This is a genomic window from Kitasatospora sp. NPDC040550 (assembly GCF_055594965.1).
Genome location: NZ_JBVIWC010000008.1, coordinates 108,087 through 128,338 on the forward strand (window position 1 = coordinate 108,087; position 20,252 = coordinate 128,338).

16 protein-coding genes are annotated in these 20,252 nt (G+C 74.6%); 10 read left to right on the top strand and 6 right to left on the bottom strand.

Going from position 1 to position 20,252, the window contains the following annotated elements:
- Positions 1-61: 61 nt before the first annotated feature.
- Positions 62-766: a bifunctional DNA primase/polymerase gene (locus ACZ58X_RS14405; RefSeq protein ID WP_375888897.1), complete on the bottom strand. Its 705-nt coding sequence runs from the start codon at positions 764-766 to the stop codon at positions 62-64.
- Positions 767-1,071: 305 nt separating this feature from the next.
- Between ACZ58X_RS14405 and ACZ58X_RS14410 the strand changes: the two genes are divergently transcribed.
- Positions 1,072-2,448, top strand: coding sequence for a transcriptional regulator (locus ACZ58X_RS14410; RefSeq protein WP_360239228.1), 1,377 nt, complete (start codon positions 1,072-1,074; stop codon positions 2,446-2,448).
- Between the two features lie 164 nt (positions 2,449-2,612).
- On the top strand, positions 2,613-3,815 hold the full coding sequence (locus ACZ58X_RS14415) for a hypothetical protein (RefSeq protein ID WP_470333969.1): 1,203 nt from the start codon (positions 2,613-2,615) through the stop codon (positions 3,813-3,815).
- Positions 3,816-3,913: 98 nt separating this feature from the next.
- Here the strand turns inward: ACZ58X_RS14415 and ACZ58X_RS14420 are convergent, their stop codons facing one another.
- Positions 3,914-5,215: an ABC transporter substrate-binding protein gene (locus ACZ58X_RS14420; protein WP_470333970.1), complete on the bottom strand. Its 1,302-nt coding sequence runs from the start codon at positions 5,213-5,215 to the stop codon at positions 3,914-3,916.
- Positions 5,216-5,471: 256 nt separating this feature from the next.
- On the opposite strand from ACZ58X_RS14420, the gene ACZ58X_RS14425 reads away from it, so the two are divergent.
- Both ACZ58X_RS14425 and purU read left to right on the top strand, forming a co-directional pair.
- A complete protein-coding gene (locus ACZ58X_RS14425; RefSeq protein WP_470333971.1) occupies positions 5,472-5,906 on the top strand; it encodes an SCO4402 family protein in 435 nt (144 codons plus the stop codon).
- Positions 5,907-6,131: 225 nt separating this feature from the next.
- A complete protein-coding gene (gene purU / locus ACZ58X_RS14430) occupies positions 6,132-6,998 on the top strand; it encodes a formyltetrahydrofolate deformylase (RefSeq protein WP_470333972.1) in 867 nt (288 codons plus the stop codon).
- Between the two features lie 78 nt (positions 6,999-7,076).
- Here purU and ACZ58X_RS14435 read toward each other — a convergent pair whose 3' ends face one another.
- Together ACZ58X_RS14435 and ACZ58X_RS14440 are read right to left on the bottom strand one after the other, a co-directional pair.
- The gene (locus tag ACZ58X_RS14435) at positions 7,077-8,276 is read right to left on the bottom strand and encodes a zf-HC2 domain-containing protein (RefSeq protein ID WP_470333973.1); all 1,200 of its coding nucleotides are present in this window, start codon (positions 8,274-8,276) and stop codon (positions 7,077-7,079) included.
- A gap of 37 nt (positions 8,277-8,313) precedes the next feature.
- A complete protein-coding gene (locus ACZ58X_RS14440; protein ID WP_470333974.1) occupies positions 8,314-8,889 on the bottom strand; it encodes a sigma-70 family RNA polymerase sigma factor in 576 nt (191 codons plus the stop codon).
- Positions 8,890-9,556: 667 nt separating this feature from the next.
- Here ACZ58X_RS14440 and ACZ58X_RS14445 point away from each other — a divergent pair.
- On the top strand, positions 9,557-10,030 hold the full coding sequence (locus ACZ58X_RS14445) for an ATP-binding protein (protein ID WP_470333975.1): 474 nt from the start codon (positions 9,557-9,559) through the stop codon (positions 10,028-10,030).
- A 397-nt stretch (positions 10,031-10,427) separates the two neighbouring features.
- Here the strand turns inward: ACZ58X_RS14445 and ACZ58X_RS14450 are convergent, their stop codons facing one another.
- The gene (locus ACZ58X_RS14450; RefSeq protein ID WP_470333976.1) at positions 10,428-11,399 is read right to left on the bottom strand and encodes a GlxA family transcriptional regulator; all 972 of its coding nucleotides are present in this window, start codon (positions 11,397-11,399) and stop codon (positions 10,428-10,430) included.
- A 190-nt stretch (positions 11,400-11,589) separates the two neighbouring features.
- Between ACZ58X_RS14450 and ACZ58X_RS14455 the strand changes: the two genes are divergently transcribed.
- From ACZ58X_RS14455 to ACZ58X_RS14475, 5 genes are all read left to right on the top strand, one after another.
- Positions 11,590-12,915: an MFS transporter gene (locus ACZ58X_RS14455; RefSeq protein WP_470333977.1), complete on the top strand. Its 1,326-nt coding sequence runs from the start codon at positions 11,590-11,592 to the stop codon at positions 12,913-12,915.
- Positions 12,916-13,164: 249 nt separating this feature from the next.
- Positions 13,165-13,797, top strand: coding sequence for a GNAT family N-acetyltransferase (locus ACZ58X_RS14460; RefSeq protein ID WP_470333978.1), 633 nt, complete (start codon positions 13,165-13,167; stop codon positions 13,795-13,797).
- Positions 13,794-14,138, top strand: coding sequence for a DUF4229 domain-containing protein (locus ACZ58X_RS14465; RefSeq protein ID WP_470333979.1), 345 nt, complete (start codon positions 13,794-13,796; stop codon positions 14,136-14,138). Before ACZ58X_RS14460 ends, ACZ58X_RS14465 begins: the two co-directional genes overlap by 4 nt.
- A gap of 27 nt (positions 14,139-14,165) precedes the next feature.
- The gene (locus tag ACZ58X_RS14470) at positions 14,166-15,335 is read left to right on the top strand and encodes a LacI family DNA-binding transcriptional regulator (protein ID WP_470333980.1); all 1,170 of its coding nucleotides are present in this window, start codon (positions 14,166-14,168) and stop codon (positions 15,333-15,335) included.
- Between the two features lie 174 nt (positions 15,336-15,509).
- Positions 15,510-18,965 (top strand): SdrD B-like domain-containing protein, encoded by a 3,456-nt coding sequence (locus ACZ58X_RS14475; protein ID WP_470333981.1) that lies wholly within the window; start codon positions 15,510-15,512, stop codon positions 18,963-18,965.
- 77 nt (positions 18,966-19,042) lie between these two features.
- Here ACZ58X_RS14475 and ACZ58X_RS14480 read toward each other — a convergent pair whose 3' ends face one another.
- Positions 19,043-20,251, bottom strand: a complete 1,209-nt coding sequence (locus ACZ58X_RS14480) for an MFS transporter (protein ID WP_470333982.1) — start codon at positions 20,249-20,251, stop codon at positions 19,043-19,045.
- Position 20,252 lies beyond the last annotated feature (1 nt).

Consider the following 20,252-nt stretch of genomic DNA (forward strand, 5'->3'; position numbering starts at 1 on the left):
GCGTTGTGTCGCGCGGTGCACGCCCTCACCCGATCGGCGCAGGGCGGCAGGCTTCGGCCGTTCAGACGCCGGCCGGCTGGGCGGCCTGGAGCTGCTGGGCGGGCGCCTCGCGGCCGCAGGCGTAGGCGAGCGGGCTGATCAGCTCGGCGGCGTCCGGCAGCCAGCGGTTGGACTCGGAGGGGGAGCGGGCCCACTGGGCGTAACCGGTGGAGCCGATCCGCGAGGGCGGGGCGACCGTCCAGTCCCCCTCGCCGCGGGCGACCAGGTCCAGCCGCCCGGGCGGCCAGCCGAGCTTGCGGAGCATCTCCGGCAGCTTGGCCGCGACCCCGGGCAGCACCAGGAAGTGCAGCCGCCGCCCGACCCGGCCGGGCGAGCTGGGCAGCACCACGACCGGGCCGAGCTGGAGGTCCATCCGCTCCATCCGGGCCAGTGCCAGGCATCCGGCGGTCTCCGGCACGTCCAGGACGTCGAAGGACCGGCCGGTGGGCAGCAGGATCGAGGCCTTGGGCCGTTCGGTCCACCAGCGCCGCACCGCGCCCGGTCCGGCGCTCGCCTTGCGGGCCCAGTCCGCGTCCAGCGGGTGGGCACCCGGCTGGGGGCAGCGCTGGTCGCCGCAGGAGCAGCGGGCGGGTCCGTCGCCGTCGATCAGCCAGGCGCCCGGGGCCACCTCCCAGTGGCGGTTCTCGGCGTAGCCGACGGCTTCGATCAGCAGCGGGGGCAGGCCGGCGTTCTTGTCCTGGCCGGGGGCGTCGGGGATGTCTTCCACGGGCTGCTCAACTACCGTGCGTGAGGCTGGTTACGGCCCGGCGGGCCCCGGTCGGCCGCATCCCGGCAATGTCACCCGAACCGGTGACTCAAGCGAGTTGGGGCGGGCGGAGGCAGGCGCAGCGGGGGCGCACGGAAGCATTCCCCAGGGCGCGCGGGGGGTGCGGTTCGTCACCGTGGGTATCCCGCTGGCGTTGCTGATCGCTAACCTGGTGTCAGATTCCTTGGACGGTCGGACAGTCGGCAACAGATCAGCACATCGTCGCCCGCCGGCCGGGACCGGAGGGTGTGGGGAGGCGAAGCCCAATGGCCGCGAGACCACTCGTCGCACGACAGCCCAACGAGCGCCTGCAGCAACTGATCCAGGAGGCCAGTTGCTCCAACGCCGGCCTGGCCCGCAGGGTCAACCTGTGCGGCGCGGAGCACGGACTGGACCTGCGCTACGACAAGACCTCCGTCGCCCGCTGGCTGCGCGGGCAGCAACCGCGCGGTCAGGCGCCGGCCGTGATCGCCGAGGCGCTCGGGCGCAAGCTCGGCCGCAGCGTGTCGGTCGAGGAGATCGGCATGGCCGACGGCAAGAACCTCAGCTCCGGCATCGGGCTGCAGTTCGCGCCGACCCTCAACGCGGCCCTGGAGCAGGTGTGCGAGCTGTGGCGCAGTGACGTCGGCCGGCGGGACTTCCTCACCGGGGCGACGGTCGCCGCCTCCGCGCTGGTGGAGCCCAGCCGGGACTGGCTGATCACCCCGCCCGACCCGGTGGTGGCCCGCACCGGCGGCCCCCGGGTCGGCCCGACGGACGTGGCCGCGATCAAGGCGACCACCGCGATGCTGGTCGACCTGGACCACCGCTTCGGCAGCGGCCATGTCCGCCCGGTCGTCGTGCACTACCTCAACTCGGTGGTCTCCGGGCTGCTCGGCGGCGCCTACCGGGAGGAGACCGGGCGCCAACTCTTCGCCGCGGTGGCCCGGTTGACCGAACTGGCCGGGTACATGGCGGTGGACACCGGGCAGCCCGGGCTGGCCCAGCGCTACTACATCCAGGCCCTGCGGCTCGCCCAGGCCGCCGACGACCGCGGCTACGGCGGCTACGTGCTGGCCGCCTCGATGAGCCACCTGGCGGCCACCCTCGGCAACCCGCGGGAGATCGCCCAGCTCGCCCGCGCCGCCCAGGAGGGCGCCCGCACGGTGGCCACCCCGACGGCGATGGCGATGTTCTACGCCGCCGAGGCCCGCGGCCACGCCCTGCTCGGCGACGCCCGCTCCTGCGAGGCGGTGTCGGCCAAGGCGCTGGAGATGATGGAGAAGCGCCGCCCCGAGGACGACCCGGACTGGATCGCCCACTTCGACGACGCCTACCTCGCCGACGAACTCGCCCACTGCCACCGGGACCTCGAACAGGCCGGGCCGGCCGAGCACTACGCCCGCCGGGCGCTCGACCTGCACCCGCCGACGCGGGTCCGCCGCCGCGCGGTGGACCTCGTGCTGCTCGCCACCGCCCAGCTCCAGCAACGCGACCTGGAACGCGCCTGCGAGACGGGCACCCAGGCGGTGCGGCTGCTCAGCGGGCTGCGCTCCAACCGGGGCGTGGAGTACCTGGACGAGTTCCGGCGCCGGCTGGAGCCCTACCGGGAGCAGCGGGTGGTGCGCGAGTTCCACGCCAGGGCGGACGCGGAGGCGGCCTGACCATCGTCTGTGCAGGGAGCGTGTGGGAATGTCCCGCCCGCGTGGTCACCCGGTGAGGCGAACCGGTAGCGTGGGCGCGACGTCCAAGGAACTGTGATGCTCCCAAGAACCGACGAGATGTGGTCCGCCGCCAGTGCGCGGTCCTGCACAGGTGAGGAATCGCGTTGAGTCAGCGCCGCTCGTACAACTCGGGTGACTTCAACCTGGACGACCTGTTCCGCCCCGAGCCCGGCCAGCCCCAGGGCCAGCCGGGCCAGCAGCAGGGCCCCACGGCCGTGCCGCCGGTGGGCCGGCCGTCCGGGCAGCCCGAGTACCTGGGCGAGGGCGCGCAGGCGCCGCCCACCCAGGCGATGCCGCCCCAGCAGCCCGCCTGGGGTGCACCGCCGCAGGGGGGTTACGGTGCCCCGCCGCAGGCCCAGCCGGCCCCCGAGACCCAGCACCTGCCGCCGTACCCGGCCGGCGACCCGCAGGGCGGCTACCCGGCGCCGCAGCCCGGCTACGGCGTCCCGCCGCAGGCCGCGCCCGGCTACCAGGGCTACCCGCAGGCCGCGCAGCAGCAGCCGCACCAGCCGCAGCAGCCCCAGCCGGGCTACCCGGCGCAGGGCGGCTACGCCCAGCCGGACGGCTACGGCCAGGACGGCTACGCCACCGACGGCTACGGGTCGGACGGCTACCGGCCGGACCAGGACGCCACCCAGGCGGGGCGCGGCGGCCGCGGTGGCCGGTCCTCCAACAAGCTGGTCATCGGCGGGGTGGTCGCGGGCTTCGCGGCGGCCGGTGTGCTGGTCGCCGTGCTGATGAGCGGCGGCGACGACACCGCCAAGGGCGGCCAGAAGACCGCCCCGGTCGCGGCCACCGGCAGCACCGCCAGCGGCGCGGCGAGCGCGAGCGGCTCCGGCGCCGCCGCCGACCCGGAGGTCAAGGCGCAGGCCCAGCCGCTGTCCGACCTGCTGGGCACCGCGAGCGACAGCCGCAGCGCGGTGGTCTCGGCGGTCGCCTCGGTGCAGAAGTGCGACAAGCTCCCCGACTCGCAGCAGGCGCTGGCGGCCGCGGCCGGCAAGCGGCGTGAGCTGCAGACCAAGCTCGGCCAGTTGAAGACGGACAAGCTGCCCGGCGGCCAGCAGCTGGTCGAGCAGCTCAACGCGGCCTGGACGGCCTCGGCCCAGGCCGACGACGAGTACGCGGCCTGGGCGGGCGACGCCCAGTCCTCCTGCGACCCGAAGAAGCCGGACACCGGCAACCAGCACTACAAGAACGCCGTGCAGGCCAGCGGCACGGCGACCACCGCGAAGAAGCAGGCCTCGACCCTGTGGAACGCGATCGCCACCCAGGCCGGCCTGCCCAGCCGCGGCGACGGCGACCTGTAGCGGACCCCGGACACCGGAGGGCGGGCCCACGCAGGGCCCGTCCGCCCGTCCGCCCGTCCGTGCGCGGTGTGGGGCGGGGCGGGTCAGGGCGGGGTGGGTCAGGACGGGGAGCGGGCCCCGGTGAGGACCCAGCGGACGTCCACGAAGCCCGGCTGCTGCAAGGTCATCCGACCGTTCCTGACCACCTGGTAGGTGACCCAGGTGTTGACCAGCCGGGGCGACTCGGTGCTGGGCAGCATGTTGGTGGTGCCCCAGTTCAGCGGCGGGGTGAGGCCGACGTCGATGCCCTCGCCGCTGTCCAGCAGGGCGTCGACGGACTTCGCCTCGACCGGCTTGCCGGCCGCGGTGAGCTTCTCCACCACCACCCGGAACACCTCGTAGGCGACCCAGGTGGTCTGCACGCCCGGGTCGGAGACGTCGATGGCGTGCCCGTCGGTGGCTTGGGAGCGGACCACCGCGCGCAGCCCGTCCCAGGTCTTGGCCGATTCCGGCGGGTACCAGCTGGTGACGAACGCGCCGGCCAGCGGGCCGGCGTCGCCGCCGGTGGAGTCGACCACCGACTGCTGGACGCTGCCGATCACCGAGGCGATCCGGGTGTTCCTCACGTTCTGCCGCCGGTAGGCGTCCAGCAGGTTCCCGGTCGGCTCGGCGGCCAGGGCGCTGGTGAGGCAGTTGCCCGGCTCGTCCCTGCCGATCGCCTTGCGGACCACCTGGCTGTAGTCCGAGGACTGCTCGGGCGCCTTCACGTCCAGCAGCTTGATGCCGGCCGGCTTGAGCGCGTTGCCCAGGTAGCCGAGCAGGTTGTCACCGGCCGGGGTGTCCGGGCGGATCAGCGAGACGGCCTTGCAGCCGGCGTCGACCAACTGGCGGCCGCTGCCCGCGATCAGCGCGGGCATGCCGCCGTCCACCGGGTAGGACAGCGGGCTGGAGAACTCGGGCTGGGACAGGCCGTAGCCGCCGATCAGCGGGATGCCGGCCCGCTCCAGCACCGGCATGAAGGCGTCGCCCCACTGGCTGTAGGAGCCGAGCACGGCCACCGCCTTGGCGTCCACCGCCTGCTGGGCGCAGGCCTTGGCGCCGTCGGCGGTGTTGTGCTCGTTGCAGGTGATCACGTGCAGCCGGTGACCGCTCAGACCGCCCTTGACGTTGACGTCCCGGCCGATCGACTCGGCGAGCGCGGTCATGCCGGGCCGGTCCGCGGAGCCGGTGCCGGACGGGGCCCAGGTCATCACGGTCAGGTCGTCGGCGGCGGTGGAGGCCCCGGCCGGTCCGCCGCACGCGGAGGCCGAGAAGAGGGTGGGGAACAGCACCGCGGCGGTCACCGCGGCGGCGATCGGGCGGCGCGGGCGGCGTCCGCTGATCGTGGGACGGGCCCGGGACGAGTCCCTTCGGCGGGTCATCGGTCTTCCCTCTCTGGGGCGCCATCCGGCGCACCGGGGGACAGCCAAGCCCCGGAGCCGCAAGCCGAGAGGGACGAAATGTGAACGCTCGGCCAACGGACACCGAAATCCGGGTCGGTACGCGTGTAGATCGCGAGTGGAGCACGAACAGACGGGGAACGTACGATCGTCCACCATGTCCGCCAGCACAGATTCTTCGCACCGGTCCGCCCGAAACCCTTCTCGTCCGGGCCACCGCTCCAGCACGATGGGCGGCATGCCGCTCAACGACCTGCCCTGGTGGCGCTGGCGAGCCCGACTCCGCTCGGCGCTGCACATGCTGTCCGACCCCGGTTTCCAGCACGAGGCCTGGCTCACCGGCCGGGAGGGCTACGGGGACGTGACCGACGCCGTCTACCGGCTGGTCGAGGACACCTGGCTGGACCGCTGGTCCGCCGAGAAGTACGTGGGCACCATCTTCCGCGACTCCGCCGAGGCCGCCCTGGTCGACGTCGCGGTGCTGCGCGCGGTCCAGATGCTGCACGAGGTCGGCGCCGACGCCCCGGCCTCCGCGTACCTCGGCCACCCCGGCTGGCCGGAGACCGTCCGGGCCGCCCGCGAGGCGCACGTCGCCCTCGCCGCGGGGGACGGGGACGACCCGGACGCGGTACCCAAGTCCCTGGACGTGTTGCGCATCCTGACCCAGGTCTGAGGCGAGGCCTGACCCAGGTCCGAGGCGGGGCCTGGGGCGGAGGCCCGGGGCGAGGTCCGAGGCGGGGCCTGGGGCGAAGGCCTGGGGCGTGGTCCGCGGTGCACCGCCGGTCGGCGCCGTCCCGCAGTACGGGCAGCGGGGCGGCGACTGTCCAGGATGTGACACGCTGGACCATTCACGCACGCGCGTCACGCATTCGTACGACCTCAGAACGGGATACCCGCAGTGGAACAGCAGCCGGCCAGCGCCCAGTACGTCCTCACGCTGTCCTGCCCCGACAAGCAGGGCATCGTCCACGCTGTCTCCAGCTACCTCTTCATGACCGGCTGCAACATCATCGACAGCCAGCAGTTCGGGGACGGGGACACCGGACTGTTCTTCATGCGGGTGCACTTCTCCGCCCCCGAACCGGTCACCGCCGACAAGCTGCGGGCCAGCTTCGCCGCGATCGGCGCCTCCTTCGGGATGGACTGGCAGATCCACCCGACCGAGCAGCGGATGCGGATCGTCCTCATGGTCAGCAAGTTCGGGCACTGCCTGAACGACCTGCTCTACCGCACCCGGATCGGCGCCCTGCCGGTGGAGATCGCCGCGGTGGTCTCCAACCACACCGACCTCCAGGACCTCACCGAGAGCTACGGCGTCCCCTTCCACCACATCCCGGTCACCCGGGACACCAAGGCCGAGGCGGAGCGGCAGCTGCTCGACCTGGTCGAGAAGGAGAACGTCGAACTGGTCGTGCTGGCCCGCTACATGCAGGTGCTCTCCGACCAGCTCTGCACCGAGCTGTCGGGCCGCGTGATCAACATCCACCACTCCTTCCTGCCGAGCTTCAAGGGCGCCAAGCCCTACCACCAGGCGCACACCCGCGGCGTGAAGCTGATCGGCGCGACCGCGCACTACGTCACCGCCGACCTCGACGAGGGCCCGATCATCGAGCAGGAGGTGGCCCGGGTCACCCACGACGTCAGCCCGGACCAGCTGGTCGCGCTCGGCCGGGACGTCGAGTGCCAGGCGCTGGCCCGCGCGGTCAAGTGGCACAGCGAGCACCGGGTGCTGCTGGACGGGACCAGGACGGTCGTCTTCGCGTAAGCGCCGGGCGTCCGCGCGCAAGCGCCGGTCGTCCCCGCGAACGCGCCGGGCGTCCGCGCGGCAAGCGCTGCAGGAGCGTTACGGCCGCGCCAGCAGCGGCAGCGCGTGCAGCACCTCGCGGACCGCGGCCCGGTCACCGTGCTCGCCCACCGGCAGCCGGTCCGGGTCCCGGTGCGCGGCCGCCAACTGGCACAGCTCCAGGCCGTCCAGCACCATCGAGGCCACCGGCTCCCCGACGGCGAGCCCCACCCGTCCGGCCGGTCCGGCCGGACCGCTCGGCCCGCCGTCCAGCGGCACCAACCACTCGCCGGCCGCCGGACCGTCCACCACCAGCCGCACCCGCCGAACGGTCCGACCGTCCCCGGACGGCGCCCCGGCGGGCGCGGGCTGCGCCGCGCGCAGCCCCGCCAGCGCCCGCGGCAGCAGCCGGACCACCAGCTCCACCATCTGCCGCAGGTGCTGCGGCGACGGCGGAGCGTACGGGTAGGCCACCGCGCGGGCCACGTCCTCGCCGTGCACGAAGCACTCCAGGGCGCGCTCCACGAAGGCGTCGCGCAGCGGCAGCACCGCGAAACCGAGGTCGACCGGAGTGCTGCCCTGCGGGGCCAGCGCGGCGCTGCGCACCAGGTCGTGGGTCTGCTGCCGCCACCGGGAGCGCACCGACCGGGGCGGCAGCCCGGCCTGGTCGGCGAGCAGCCGGGCGGTCCGCGCCGCGTCCGCCGCGTACCGGCCGCCCTGCGGGGGCACCCGCGGCACCGGGACGGCGGCCTCCTGCGGCGGCACTCGCCGCTCCGCGACCGGCACCGGCCCGGGCCCGGCGGCGGCCGGCACCGGGTCGGGCAGGCCCAGGGCGAGTGCCAGGAAGCCGTCCGCCGCGGTCAGCCGGCCCAGCACCTCGGCCGGGCGCAGCAGCTCGGTGCCGCCGTGCCACGGCAGTTCGGCCACCTCCTGCCACTCCTCCGGGCCGAGGTCGCGCAGCAGCGCGTCCAGCTTGGCGGTCTCCGCGGTGTACGGCATCCCCCAGGCGGGGACGGGCAGTTCGGCCGGGCGGCGGGCCAGGCACCAGTCCAGCACCTGCTGGCGCAGCGAACCGGGCTGGTCCAGCGGCTCGTCCAGGGACAGCCAACCGGCCGCCTCGCGCAGTCGGTCCGCCTCATCGGCGCACTCCGGGCAGGCCGGCAGGTGCTGCTCCAACTCGGCGGCCTCGCGCGGCGGGCAGGCGCCCAGGGACCAGGCGCCGAGCAGCGAGCGCAGGGCGTCGTGCCGCTCCTCGCTCATCCGCCCGCGCACCTCTCGACGGTTCGCACGCTCACCTTCACCTGCCCCCGTTCCCGTCCCCGTGCTCCTGGCGGGCGCGTTCGTCGGCCAGTTCGGTGGCCAGCAGCTCCAGGCCGAGCCGCATCCGCTGCTTGGCGGCCTGCTCGCTGATGCCGAGCAACCGGGCCGTCTCCTGGTAGGTACGGCCGTCGTAGTACGTCACCGCGATGGTCTCACGCAGGGGTTGGGGCAGGGAGTCGACCACGTACTGCATGCGCGCGGCGGTGGCGACGGCCCGGATCTCCTGCTCGGCCGCCCCGCCGCGCTCCGGCGCCAGCTCGGCGCCGCGCCGCGCCCGCAGCCGTTCGACCGCGCGGCGGTGGGTGAGCGCGCCGAGCCAGGAGCGCAGCGAGCCCCGGGCCGGGTCGAAGTCCTCGGGGTGCTCCCAGACGTGGGCGAAGACCTCCCGGGTGAGCTGGGCGGCGGCCGCCTGGTCGGCGAGTATCCGGCCGGCCAGGCCGTGCACCATCGGGGCGAGCCGGTCGTACAGTTCGCCGAGCGCGGTCTCCTCGCCACGGGCGAGGCGTCGCTGCAACTGCTCGTCCCAGCGCGGGATCCCGTCCGGGGTGGCCATCGAGAACCACCCTCCTGCCCGGTTCGCTGGCGTTACCCAACGGTATCCCCTGGCCGGTCCGCGATGGGAGGGATTCGGGCAAGAACGGAACCCGGCCTCGTGGTTCGGTGCGGGTGTGGGCGTGGGTGCGGTCGCCGTCGTCGCCGTTGCGGTCGTCGGCGTTGCGGTCGTCGCCGGGGCCGGGTGGGTCGGGACGGCTCGTCATATCGTGGGACGGTCCGCCGATGCCGCTGTTCGAGACCCGCTGGACATATGTCGCACGGGTGGTTCGCGAGTGGCGGGCGGGGTGACGGGGGTGTCCGGCGGTAGGTTCCCGCCCAGGGCGGGTCCGAACAGGCCCCGCGGGACCGGCGTCGGCCCGGGCCGGACGAGTGCCGGTGCGAGGCTCGCGAGAGTGAACGGGACAGTATGCACTGCCCTGTCCCCCGATCGCCGGAATATGCCCGAAGCGCTTGCTGCGGCCCGTCCGCCCACCCATCCTGAGGCGTATTCGTGTCGCGGCCGTTGTGCGACTGACGAGTTGACGCGGGCGAGTGGCGCGGGCGGACGGGTCGGCGAGCGCCCGGGTGGGCCCGGGTGGCACCGGGCAAAGAGCGAGGGCCCCGCCGGCCGGCTGATCCGGCCCGATCGGGACGTTGGCCGAACTGCGAGTGCAGGTGGTGGAGCGGTGCAGGTTCTTCAGGTACAGCTTGCGGTGCAGGCGGACCCCGCCGAGGTCGGCCGGGCCCGGCGGTGGGTGCGCTCGCGGCTGCTGAACCACGGGGTGGACCCGGACGCGCCGATGGCCGAGACGGTGGTGCTGGTGGTCTCGGAGCTGGTGACCAACGCCGTGGTGCACACCGGCTGTCCGGCCGTGCTGAGACTCTGCCTGCCGGTGGCCGAGGGCCCGGCGCAGGACGCTCCGCCCGGCCCGCTGCGGGTGGAGGTGGCCGACGCGAGCCGGGCCGCCCCGGCCCCCCGGCACGCCGGAGCGGACGAGGACGCCACCAACGGGCGCGGACTGGAACTGGTCGAGCTGCTCTGCGACCGCTGGGGCTGGTACCCGGACGGTTCGGGCAAGCGGGTCTGGTGCGAGATCGGCGCCGGGGCACGACCGGTCGATCCGATGGCGGGCGTGGACTGGGCGGCCCTGGCGCAGTAGCGGCCTCCGGTGGCGATCACCGGCCGAAAGCTGACGCAACCATTCCGAATTTCGGACTACCCATTGACGTGACGTATCCGACTGATCACGCTTGGGTGCGGCTCCCGTTGCGAGGGGACGCCGAGGGAACGTCCGTCCGCCGTCACGGTGCTGCTGTCCAGGGGGATCGCGTCAGCAGGGGGGATCGTGGACTGCCGGTCGCGGACGGCTCCTCGGCGAGTGCGGAGGGTCCGGCGCGGGTTCAGGGCCCGTGCGCCGCGATCGGACGGCGGCCCGGCACGCTGCGCTCGGCGCGCAGGCGGCCGGCCGTCGTCCGTGGTGCCGCTCCGGACGATCGAATTCCGGCCACGCGTCGGGCTCCCGCCGGGTTTCGACCTCGCCCCCGTACGGCCGTTGCTCAGAGCGGGGCGGCTCGGAAGGTGCGCCGGTAGGCGCTCGGGGCCACGTCCAGCCGACCGCGCAGCTGCAACCGCAATGAGGCGGCGGTGCCGAAACCGGACTCCCGGGCGACCTGGTCGATCGTCAGGTCGGTGCGCTCCAGCAACTGCCGGGCCCGCTCGGTGCGCTGGGTCGTGATCCACTGGCCGGGGCTGGCGCCGGTCTCCTCGCGGAAGCGCCGGGTGAAGGTCCGCACGCTCATGCCCGCCCGCTCGGCCAGCCGGTTCAACGGCAGCGGCCCGTCCAGGTGTTCCAGTGCCCAGGCGCGCACGGCGGCGGTGCCGGCGCCCCCGGTCTCCACCGGGCTCGGGGCCTCCACGTACTGCTTCTGGCCGCCGTCGCGCCAGGGCGGCACCAGGCAGTTGCGGGCCACCGCGTTGGCCACCGCGCTGCCGTGGTCGCGGCGCACCACGTGCAGGCAGAGGTCCACCCCGGCGGCCACCCCGCCGGAGGTGAGGACGTCGCCGTCGTCGGTGTAGAGCACGTCCGGGTCCAGCCGGACCTTCGGGAAGGCCCGGGCGAAGCGCTCGGTGTAGCGCCAGTGGGTGGTGGCCGGACGCCCGTCCAGCAGACCGGCGGCGGCCAGCAGGAAGGAGCCGGTGCAGATCGACATCAGCCGCGCGCCGGGCCGGATCCGCCTCAGGGCGGCGGCCAGTTCGGGGGTGAAGGCGGCGTCCGCGCCGTCCGGGTCGGCGTCGTGGGAGGCCGGGACCACCACCGTGTCGGCCCGCTCCAGGAGTTCGGGCCCGTGGTCGACCGAGATCCGGAAGTCGGCGCTGGTGGCGACCGGCCCGCCGTCCAGGGTGCAGGTGGCCACCCGGTAGAGCGGCCGGCCGGAGCCGTCCTTGGCGTTGCCGAAGATCCGTGCGGGGATGCCGAGTTCGAAGGCGATCACACCCCGCAGGGCGAGTACCGCGACCAGGTGCGTCATGTCGTCCTTTCCTTTCCGGTCCGGTCCTTCTCGTCCATCCGGTCTTTCTCGTCCATCCGGTCCTTCCGGGGGTGCCCGCCCGGGCGGTGCCGGTCCGGGCCAGGGTACGCGCCGGACGTGGCCCGATTCTTGCGAAAGCTGTCATTCGGGCCACTCGTCCCGGCCGGGCCCGACCGGGAGACTCGTCCACGTGACCGAACGCAGTGCCCTCGCCGCCTCCACGTCCCCCACCGCTCCGATACCCGCCCCCGGCCGGCGCCCCCGGGTGCACTACGCCTGGGTGGTGGCCGCCGTCGCCCTGCTGGTCCTGCTCGGCTCGGCCGGCTTCCGCTCCACGCCCAGCCTGATGATGGACGCCCTGCACAACGAGTTCGGCTGGTCGCTCGCGACGATCGCCAGTGCCACCTCCGTCAACCTCACGCTCTACGGCCTCACCGCCCCCTTCGCCGCCGCCCTGATGGACCGCTTCGGCGTGCGCCTGGTGGTGGTCTGCGCGCTGCTCACCATCTCGGTCGGCGCCGGCCTCACCATGCTGATGCGCCAGCCCTGGCAGCTGATCCTCTGCTGGGGCGTGCTGGTCGGCCTCGGCAGCGGTTCGATGGCCGGCGCCTTCGCCACCACCATCACCGGCCGCTGGTTCCAGGCCCGGCAGGGCCTGGTCACCGGGGTGCTCACCGCCGCCGGGGCGGCCGGGAACCTGGTCTTCCTGCCGGTCGGCGCCTGGCTGGTCGAGCAGCACGGCTGGCGCTCCGCCGTGGTCGTGGTCTCGCTCGCCGCCAGCGCCGTCGCCGTGCCCGTCCTGCTGCTGATGCGCGAGCGCCCCGCCGACCTCGGCCTGCTCCCGTACGGCGCCACCGAGGCCCCGCCCGAGCCGGCCCGGGACGGCCGGGCCCTGGCCCGCACGCTGCGGGTGCTGCGCGACGCCGCCCGCACCCGGCCGTTCTGGTTGCTGGCCGGCTCCTTCGCGATCTGCGGCGCCACCACCGCCGGCCTGGTCGGCACCCACTTCATCCCGGCCGCGCACGACCACGGCATGCCCGTCACCACCGCCGCGAGCCTGCTCGCCCTGATCGGCGTGTTCGACGTGGTCGGCACCGTGTTCAGCGGCTGGCTCACCGACCGGGTCGACTCCCGGCTGCTGCTCACCGTCTACTACGGGCTGCGCGGCGTCTCCCTGCTCCTGCTGCCGCAGCTGCTGGCCGGCTCGCTGCACCCGCCGATCCTCGCCTTCGTCGTCTTCTACGGCCTGGACTGGGTGGCCACCGTGCCGCCGACCGTCGCACTCTGCCGCCGGCAGTTCGGCGAGGACGCCCCCATCGTCTTCGGCTGGGTGCTCGCCGCCCACCAGATCGGCGCGGCCGTCGTCGCCGGACTGGCCGGGCTGGCCCGCGACGCCCTCGGCAACTACGACCTCACCTGGTACGGCGCCGGCGCGCTGTGCGCGGTCGCGGTCGGCCTCTGCCTGGCGCTGCGCACCGGGCGGCCGGGCGACCGGGCGGTGCCCGCCCTGTCCTGAGCGGTGCGGCGACGGGGCCGGACGGACGTACGTCTGGCACGTACGTCCGTCCGGCCTCATGTTCCGTCTGGTGCGGACGTACGTCTGACAGGTACGTCCGTGTGACGGTCACCGGCATCCGACTCCGGCATGCGTCTGATGCGGACGTCCGTCTGACAGAACGCGTCCGCCCGGTTCGGACGTCCGTCCGGCACGGCTGTCCGGCACAGCCGTCCGGGCCGTCGGGGCGGAGGGCTAGGCTCCGGATCCATGGCGCTCACCTTCACCCTCGACCCGAAGCCCGACCCCGACCTGCGCACCGCCGTGGTCCGGCTGTGGACGGACGTGACCAACGCAGGTGGCGCGGTCGGCTTCGTGGCCCCGGTGACCGAGGACGAGGTCTGGGACACCGCCGACCGCCAGTTCGCCGGGCTCGCCCCGGACGGCCCCGACCGCCTCCTGGTCGCGCACGAGAGCGCGACCGGCCGGCTGGTCGGGGTGCTGTTCTTCGCCTCGATGCGCTTCGAACCGATGGAGCACTGGCGGATGCTCAAGCGGGTCATGGTGCATCCCGACTTCCAGGGACTCGGCCACGGCGCCGAGCTGCTCGCCGAGGCCGAGCGGGTCGCCCGCGCCTGGGGTCTGGAGTCGCTGCGGCTCACCGCGCGCGGCGGCCTGGGTCTGGAGCGCTTCTACGCCCGTTGCGGCTACCGGGAGGTGGGCCGGGTGCCGGCCGCGATCCGGGTCGCCCCCGGGGACGACCGCGACGACATCACCATGTGGCTGGACCTGCGCCGACCGGCTGCCGAGGAGGGACGGCGGCCCCCTGGCCCGCGTCCGGTGTCAGGCATGCTTGACTGGGAGACCCGCCCCGGCTCGAACCAGAAGGATGTGTCCCAGTGAGCAGCAACGGCCCGCAGAAGTCGCACGCCACGCTCCGCTACACCTCCATGCGGGCCAGCATCTTCCTCGGCTGCCTGCTGGTAGCCCTGCTGCTCGGGCACTTCCAGGTCATCCCGGTGAGCGGTGAGGCCGGGATGATCTTCCTGTTCCTGCTGGCCGCGATCGCCTCCGCGCCGCTCAGCTACGTGCTGCTGAGCAGGCAGCGCGACGAGATGTCCTCCCAGATCACCACCAAGGTCGCCGGGATGCGCAGCCGCACCGCCGACCGGATCGCCGCGCAGAACGCCGAGGAGGACGCCGTGGACGACGCCGCCCGCGCGGCGGCCTCCCGGCAGAGCTGACCCGGGGCCCAGCCCGCCGTGCCGAACGTGCCCTCGGTACCCGCTGATCCACACCCGAGCACCGATGCCGGCGCCGACGCCGGCACCCCCACCGGCGCCGACGCGGGCACCGCCACCGACTCCGGCACCGCCACCGCCACCGACGCCCGCACCGCCACCGACTCCGGCGCCGGGCGTGCCGCCGGGACGTGGCCGGCCCCCGTGCGCAGGCCCACCGGGCGGGACGTGGCCAGGCTGGCCGGGGTCTCCCAGGCCACCGTGTCGCTGGTCTTCTCCGGTGCCGAGGCCGGTCGCCGGGTCTCCGAGGCGACCCGGGCGCGGGTCCGCGAGGCCGCCCGCAGCCTCGGGTACCGCCCGCAGGCCGCCGGGCGGCAGCTGCGGCTGGGCCGCAGCGGGATGATCATGCTGGCGGTGCCCAACCTCCAGGGCCCGTTCTTCGGCCGGGTGCTGGAGGGCGTCCACCACGAGGCCGGCCGGCACGGCCTGGCGGTCGTGGTCAGCTCCGGCTGGGGCAGCGCGACCCTGGCCGAGGCCGCCACCGCGGGCCGCTTCGACGGCCTGCTGATCTGCTCCCCGGACGACAGCCAGCTCGGCGAGCTGCCGCCGGACACCCCCGCGGTCTTCCTGGACGCCGACCCCGGCACCGACCGGGCGCGCCCGACCGTCGAGCTCGACGTGGCCGGCGGGATGCGGGCGGCCGTCGAGCACCTGGCCGCGCTGGGGCACCGCCGGATCGGGCACCTGCGGTCCACCCATGCCGCGTACACCTTCCGGGTCCGGCAGGCCGCCTTCGAGCGGGCCGTCCGCGAACTCGGCCTGGAAGTGGTGGAGTTGGGCGTGAGCCTGAATGACGGCCACGCGGCCGCGCGGAGTGTGGCGGGGGAGCTGCTGGAGCGGGCGGACCGTCCGCGCGCGGTGATCTGCGACGACGACGTGGTCGCCTCCGGGGTCTACCAGGCCGCCGCCGAGCGCGGGTTGCGGGTGCCGGACGACCTGTCGGTGGTCGGCATGGACAACGTCGCCGTCTCCGGGCTGCTCGCCCCGCCGCTGACCACCGTCGACCTGCCCGGCGAGGAACTGGGCCGGGCGGGGGCGGCCGCGCTCGCCGGACTGCTGGCCGGCGAACGGGTGGAACCGGTCGCGCCGCTGGCCACCTCACTGGTGCTGCGCTCCTCGACCGCCCCGGCCCCGGCCTGACGGACCTTCGGCGGCCCGCCCCCTCCCCGTCCCCGCCGCCGGTTCGCGCTGCCGCCCATCCCTGCCACCGGTTCGCGCCGCCGCCCGTCCGAGGCTGGTCCCAACGGGTGAAAACCGGCTGCCCCCTCTCGCGCCGCGATCCCGCACAGATAAGCGGACGATGAGATTCCGGCTATGCGGACGCCCCGACCACGAACCCCACGCCTGTCCAGAGCAGCCCGACTGGCCACCGCCTTCGGCCTCTTCGCGGGCACCCTGCTCACCGGCACCCTCACCGCCCCGCCCGCCGAAGCGGCCGTCACCTTCACCAAGACGGTCGACAAGGCCACCGTGGCACCCGGCGAGAACGTCACCTACACGCTGCGGTACACCTGCTCCGTCAGCGACTGCACCAACGGGCACATCACCGACGCCCTGCCCGCCGGGATGGAGTTCGTCGGCTGGTCCCCGGACGCCAGCACCGTCGACGTGGCCGGCTCGACCGTCCCGGCCGCGGGTGCCGTCGGCGCCACCCTCGACGTCAAGCTGCTCACCCTCACCCCGGGGACCACCGCGACCGTCAAGGTCGTCCTCAGGTTCCCCAACTTCACCACCCCGAACGACACCCGGACCGTCAACTCGGCCACCCTGACCGCCGACGGCGAGACCCCCCAGACCGGCAGCGCCACCACCACGGCGCTCGTCCAGCCCGACTACAAGGTCACCAAGGGTGTCCAGACCAGCAGCCAGGACGGCCGTTCGGTCACCTACCAGTTCAGCGCCTGCTCCACCGCCGGCATCCCCAACGTCGACCTGGACGCCGGCCGGCTGGTCGACACCCTGCCGCCGGGCGCCGTCGTCGACACCGCCCGCTCACCCGGCTGGACCCAGGACCCGAACGACCCCGACCGCTGGACCTACGACATCGGCGCCTTCCGGGCCGGCAACGGCCAGGCCGGCTGCCGCATCCCCGGCGTGCTGGTGGTCAACTACCCCGACCCGACCTTCCCCAGCGGCACCACCTCCACCAACTCCGTCGTGCTGCAAGGCGATCCGCTCGGGCCAGAGGGGATGCGCGACCTGTCCACCGCCACCGCCGAGACCCCGGTCTTCCAGCCGCCCGCCACCGGCATCCAGGTCACCGCGGGCAAGGTCTGGCAGGAGCGGACCGTCTCCGGCGACCTCGCCTCCTTCGGCCTCTACCCCCGCAACACCGCCGGCCCCGCCACCGGCCTGGTGATGACCGACCCCGGCTCCGGCACCACCCCCGGCCTCTACGGCTGGCTGATCCCGCAGTCCATCCAGCTGGAGGCCTGGAACCCCACCGGCATCGGCCTCACCCTCCAGTACCGCCTGGACGGCGAGACCACCTGGCGCACCTTCACCCCCGGCAGCCCCCTCGACGGCTCCACCACCCGCCGGATCACCTTCGCCGAGGGCGCCGGCGACCCGGCCAACGACGTGATCGGCCTTCCGGCCGGCCGCTGGCTGGACGGCCTGCGCTTCGAGTGGAACGGCCCGATCCCCACCGGCTGGAGCCCCGGCAACGCCGTCCAGGTCCTCGCCCAGGTGGTCACCCCCGGCCACGACGGCCGCCCCGCGCCCACCCCGCTGCACAACTGCGTGGACGTCACCGGCACCGACGCGGCCGGCGACACCTCCTCCGCGAGCGCCTGCGCCGACACCACCGTCACCGCGGCCACCAACCTGGGCGCCGCCAAGACCACCACCGCCGGGGAGGTCCTCGCCCCCGGCGGCACCGCCACCTTCGAGGTCATCCCGTACAACCGCACCGGGCGCACCCTCGACACCCCGCTCGTCCTGTACGACCTGCTGCCGCCCGGCCTGGTCTACGTCGACGGCAGCGCCCGCCGCAACCCGGCCTACCCGGACGCCGTCGCCCCGCAGTCCGTCCGGGTGCTGCCCGGCCCCGACGGCCGCCAGCTGCTCAAGATGACCTGGCCGGCCGGCGCGCCCGACATGGCGTACCTCAACGACCACAAGGCGTACCGCACCCTGATCGACGCGCAGGTCGCCGGCAGCACCCAGCCCGGCACCCTCACCAACGACGTGTACGTCACCACCGAGGGCGCCACCGCCCCCGTCAGCTGCTTCTACTTCGGCACCGACAGCGGGGTGCCGGACGCCCAGGACCTCAACGGCGACGGCAACACCACCGAGACGATGTGCCACGCCTCCTCGAAGATCGAGGTGCAGGTCCCGGCCGTGCTGCGGTCCTTCAAGGAGGTCAAGGGCGACCTCGACAAGGACTACGCCACCACCGGCACCACCACCCCCGGCGGCGGCATCTCCTACCGGCTGACCGTCCGCAACGACTCGCCCGACCCGGTCACCGACTTCATCGCGTACGACAAGCTGCCCACCCCGGGCGACTCCTACGTGCTGCGGCCCGACATCCCGCGCGGCTCCGCCTGGACGCCCTCGCTCACCCAGCCGCTGACCTCCAGCGACCCGACCGTGCTGATCGAGTACACCACCTCGCCCGACCCGTGCGTCACCGGCGCCATCACCGTGCCCGGCCCCTGCGACGCCGACGCCCGGTGGAGCAGCACCTTCCCGGCACCCGGCACCACCACCTGGTTCCGGGTCCGCCGCCCCGGCACCCTGCCACCCGGCGGGGTGTTCACCCTGACCTGGCCGATGGTCGCCTCCGTCGACGCCGGCAACGCCGACTTCGCCTGGAACAGCTTCGCCTACACCGCCACCGACTCCGGCGGCAGCCCGCTGCTGCCCGCCGAGCCCGCCAAGGTCGGCGTCGGCGTGACCGCCCCCGTCCCGCCGAACAACGCGCTCGGCGACTTCGTCTGGCTCGACCGCGACGGCAGCGGCATCCAGAAGCCCGGCGCCACCGGTGTGCCGGGCGTACGGGTCGAACTGCTGGACGGAACGGGGCAGCCGGTCCGGGACCGGACGGGCAAGCCCGTCACCACCGCCACCGACGCGAGCGGGCACTACCTGTTCGACAAGCTGCCGGACGGGGAGTACGCGGTGCGCTTCGACCTGACGACCCTTCCGGACGGGGCGAAGGTCACCGTGCGCCACGCCGGGACGGACCCGGCGCTGGACTCGGACGCCGACCCGGCGACGGGGACCACCCAGACGGTGCGGCTGGCGGGCGGGCAGCGGGACCTGGAGCTGGACATGGGGGTGGTGCCGGCGAGCTCGCCGTCGCCGTCGCCGTCGCCGAGCCCGTCGCCTTCGCCCTCGCCGAGCCCGTCGCCGTCGCCGTCGCCTTCGCCGACGAACTCGCCGTCTCCCACGGCGTCGCCTTCGCCGACGAACTCGCCGTCTCCCACGGCGTCGCCTTCGCCGACGAACTCGCCCTCCCCGACGGGGTCGCCGTCGCCGTCGCCTTCGCCGACGAACTCGCCCTCGCCCTCGCCCTCGGTCTCGCCGAGCCCGACCCACAGCCCGTCGCCGAGCGGGAGCCCGACCACGAGTGAGCCCGGCACCCCGACGCCGACGCCGACGCGCACGCACACCCCGTCGCCCTCGTGGAGCCACGGCGGCGGCGAGCTGCCCGGCACCGGCGGCAACGGGCTGTTCCCGCTGCTGCTCGCGGCCGGGGTGCTCGGCAGCGGGGTGCTGTTCTCGGTGATCGCCTGGGCCCGTCGGGGTCGCCACAGCTGATCGCCGTAGCCGAACGGAGGACATGACTGCGCCCGCCGGCCAGACCCCGGCGGGCGCAGTCGTCTGTGGGGTGGGGGTCAGCCCACCGGGACGGGCTCGGCGAGCGGCGCGACCGGTGCGCCGCGGAACCAGCGCCGGGCGCCGAACAGCACCAGGCCGCCCAGGGCGATCCCGCCGGCCGCGCACACCGCGACCGGGCGCAGCGATCCCTCGGCGAGGTGGCCGGAGACCGCGTAGCCGAGCGAGTTGCCGGTGGCGAACAGGGTCACCAGCCAGGCGAAGGCCTCGGTGACCGTCCCGGTCGGGGCCAGTTCGGCGACCAGGACGAAGGCGGCCGCCAGCAGCGGGGCCAGCATGACGCCGGAGAGGAAGGCCAGTGCGGCCATCGGGTACGGGCCGGGCAGGGTGACCAGCGGCAGGTAGGAGGCGGCCATGGCGAGGGCCATCAGCCAGGTGCGGGTCGCGGTGCTCTGCCGCCAGGCGACCATGCCGTAGGCGAGTGCGCCGAGCAGCCCGCCGAGCGCGGCCAGTGCCAGCAGGGTGCCCCCGCCGCCGGGCAGGCCGCCGGCGTGCTGCTCGGCGTAGGCGATGAACAGCACGTTCTGCGCGCCGACCGCCCAGCCGGCCCCGGCGAGTCCGACCAGCAGCAGCACCAGGCCGGGGGAGCGCAGCGGGCCGAGCAGTCCGGCGGAGTGCGCGCGGGCGGGGGCGCGCCACGCCCGGGCCGGTGCGGTGGTGGCGACGACCAGGGCTCCGGCCAGTCCGAGTCCGGCGGCGACCCAGAGTGCGGCGACCGGGCTGAACAGGCCGGCGATCCCGGCCACGGCCAGCGGTCCGGCCACGTAGAGGATCTGCTGGGAGGCGGAGTCGAAGGCGTACGCGGTGTCGAGCTGCTCCTCCTCGACCACGTCGGGCCAGAGCGAGCGCAGGCAGGGCTCCAGCGGCGGCATCGCCAGGCCGGCGACGGCGGCGCCGAGCGGCGCGGCGAGCGGGGAGCCGGGGGCGAGGGCGAGCAGCGCGTACCCGCCGCCCGCCACCACGGCGGAGGCGAGCAGGACGCGCGGCTGGCCGGTGCGGTCGACGATCCGGCCGAGCACCGGCCCGCCGACGGCGGCGGCGAGCGCGTACACGGAGGTGGCCAGTCCGATCCGGCCGTAGGGGACGCCGGCTTCGCGCAGGGCGAGGGCGATCACCAGGGCGGTCATACCGGCGGGCAGGCGGCCGAGCAGGGTGCCGAGCAGGAGTCGGGAGACGTGCGGGGCGCGGAGCAGGGCGAGGTAGCCCATC

Bases quoted from the DNA above. Each gene is read 5' to 3' on its own strand.
- ACZ58X_RS14410 (WP_360239228.1), top strand. From the start codon at position 1,072: ATGGCCGCGAGACCACTCGTCGCACGACAGCCCAACGAGCGCCTGCAG.
- ACZ58X_RS14420 (WP_470333970.1), bottom strand. From the start codon at position 5,215: ATGACCCGCCGAAGGGACTCGTCCCGGGCCCGTCCCACGATCAGCGGA.
- ACZ58X_RS14425 (WP_470333971.1), top strand. From the start codon at position 5,472: ATGCCGCTCAACGACCTGCCCTGGTGGCGCTGGCGAGCCCGACTCCGC.
- ACZ58X_RS14435 (WP_470333973.1), bottom strand. From the start codon at position 8,276: ATGAGCGAGGAGCGGCACGACGCCCTGCGCTCGCTGCTCGGCGCCTGG.
- ACZ58X_RS14440 (WP_470333974.1), bottom strand. From the start codon at position 8,889: ATGGCCACCCCGGACGGGATCCCGCGCTGGGACGAGCAGTTGCAGCGA.
- ACZ58X_RS14450 (WP_470333976.1), bottom strand. From the start codon at position 11,399: ATGACGCACCTGGTCGCGGTACTCGCCCTGCGGGGTGTGATCGCCTTC.
- ACZ58X_RS14460 (WP_470333978.1), top strand. From the start codon at position 13,165: ATGGCGCTCACCTTCACCCTCGACCCGAAGCCCGACCCCGACCTGCGC.
- ACZ58X_RS14475 (WP_470333981.1), top strand. From the start codon at position 15,510: ATGCGGACGCCCCGACCACGAACCCCACGCCTGTCCAGAGCAGCCCGA.
- ACZ58X_RS14480 (WP_470333982.1), bottom strand. From the start codon at position 20,251: ATGGGCTACCTCGCCCTGCTCCGCGCCCCGCACGTCTCCCGACTCCTG.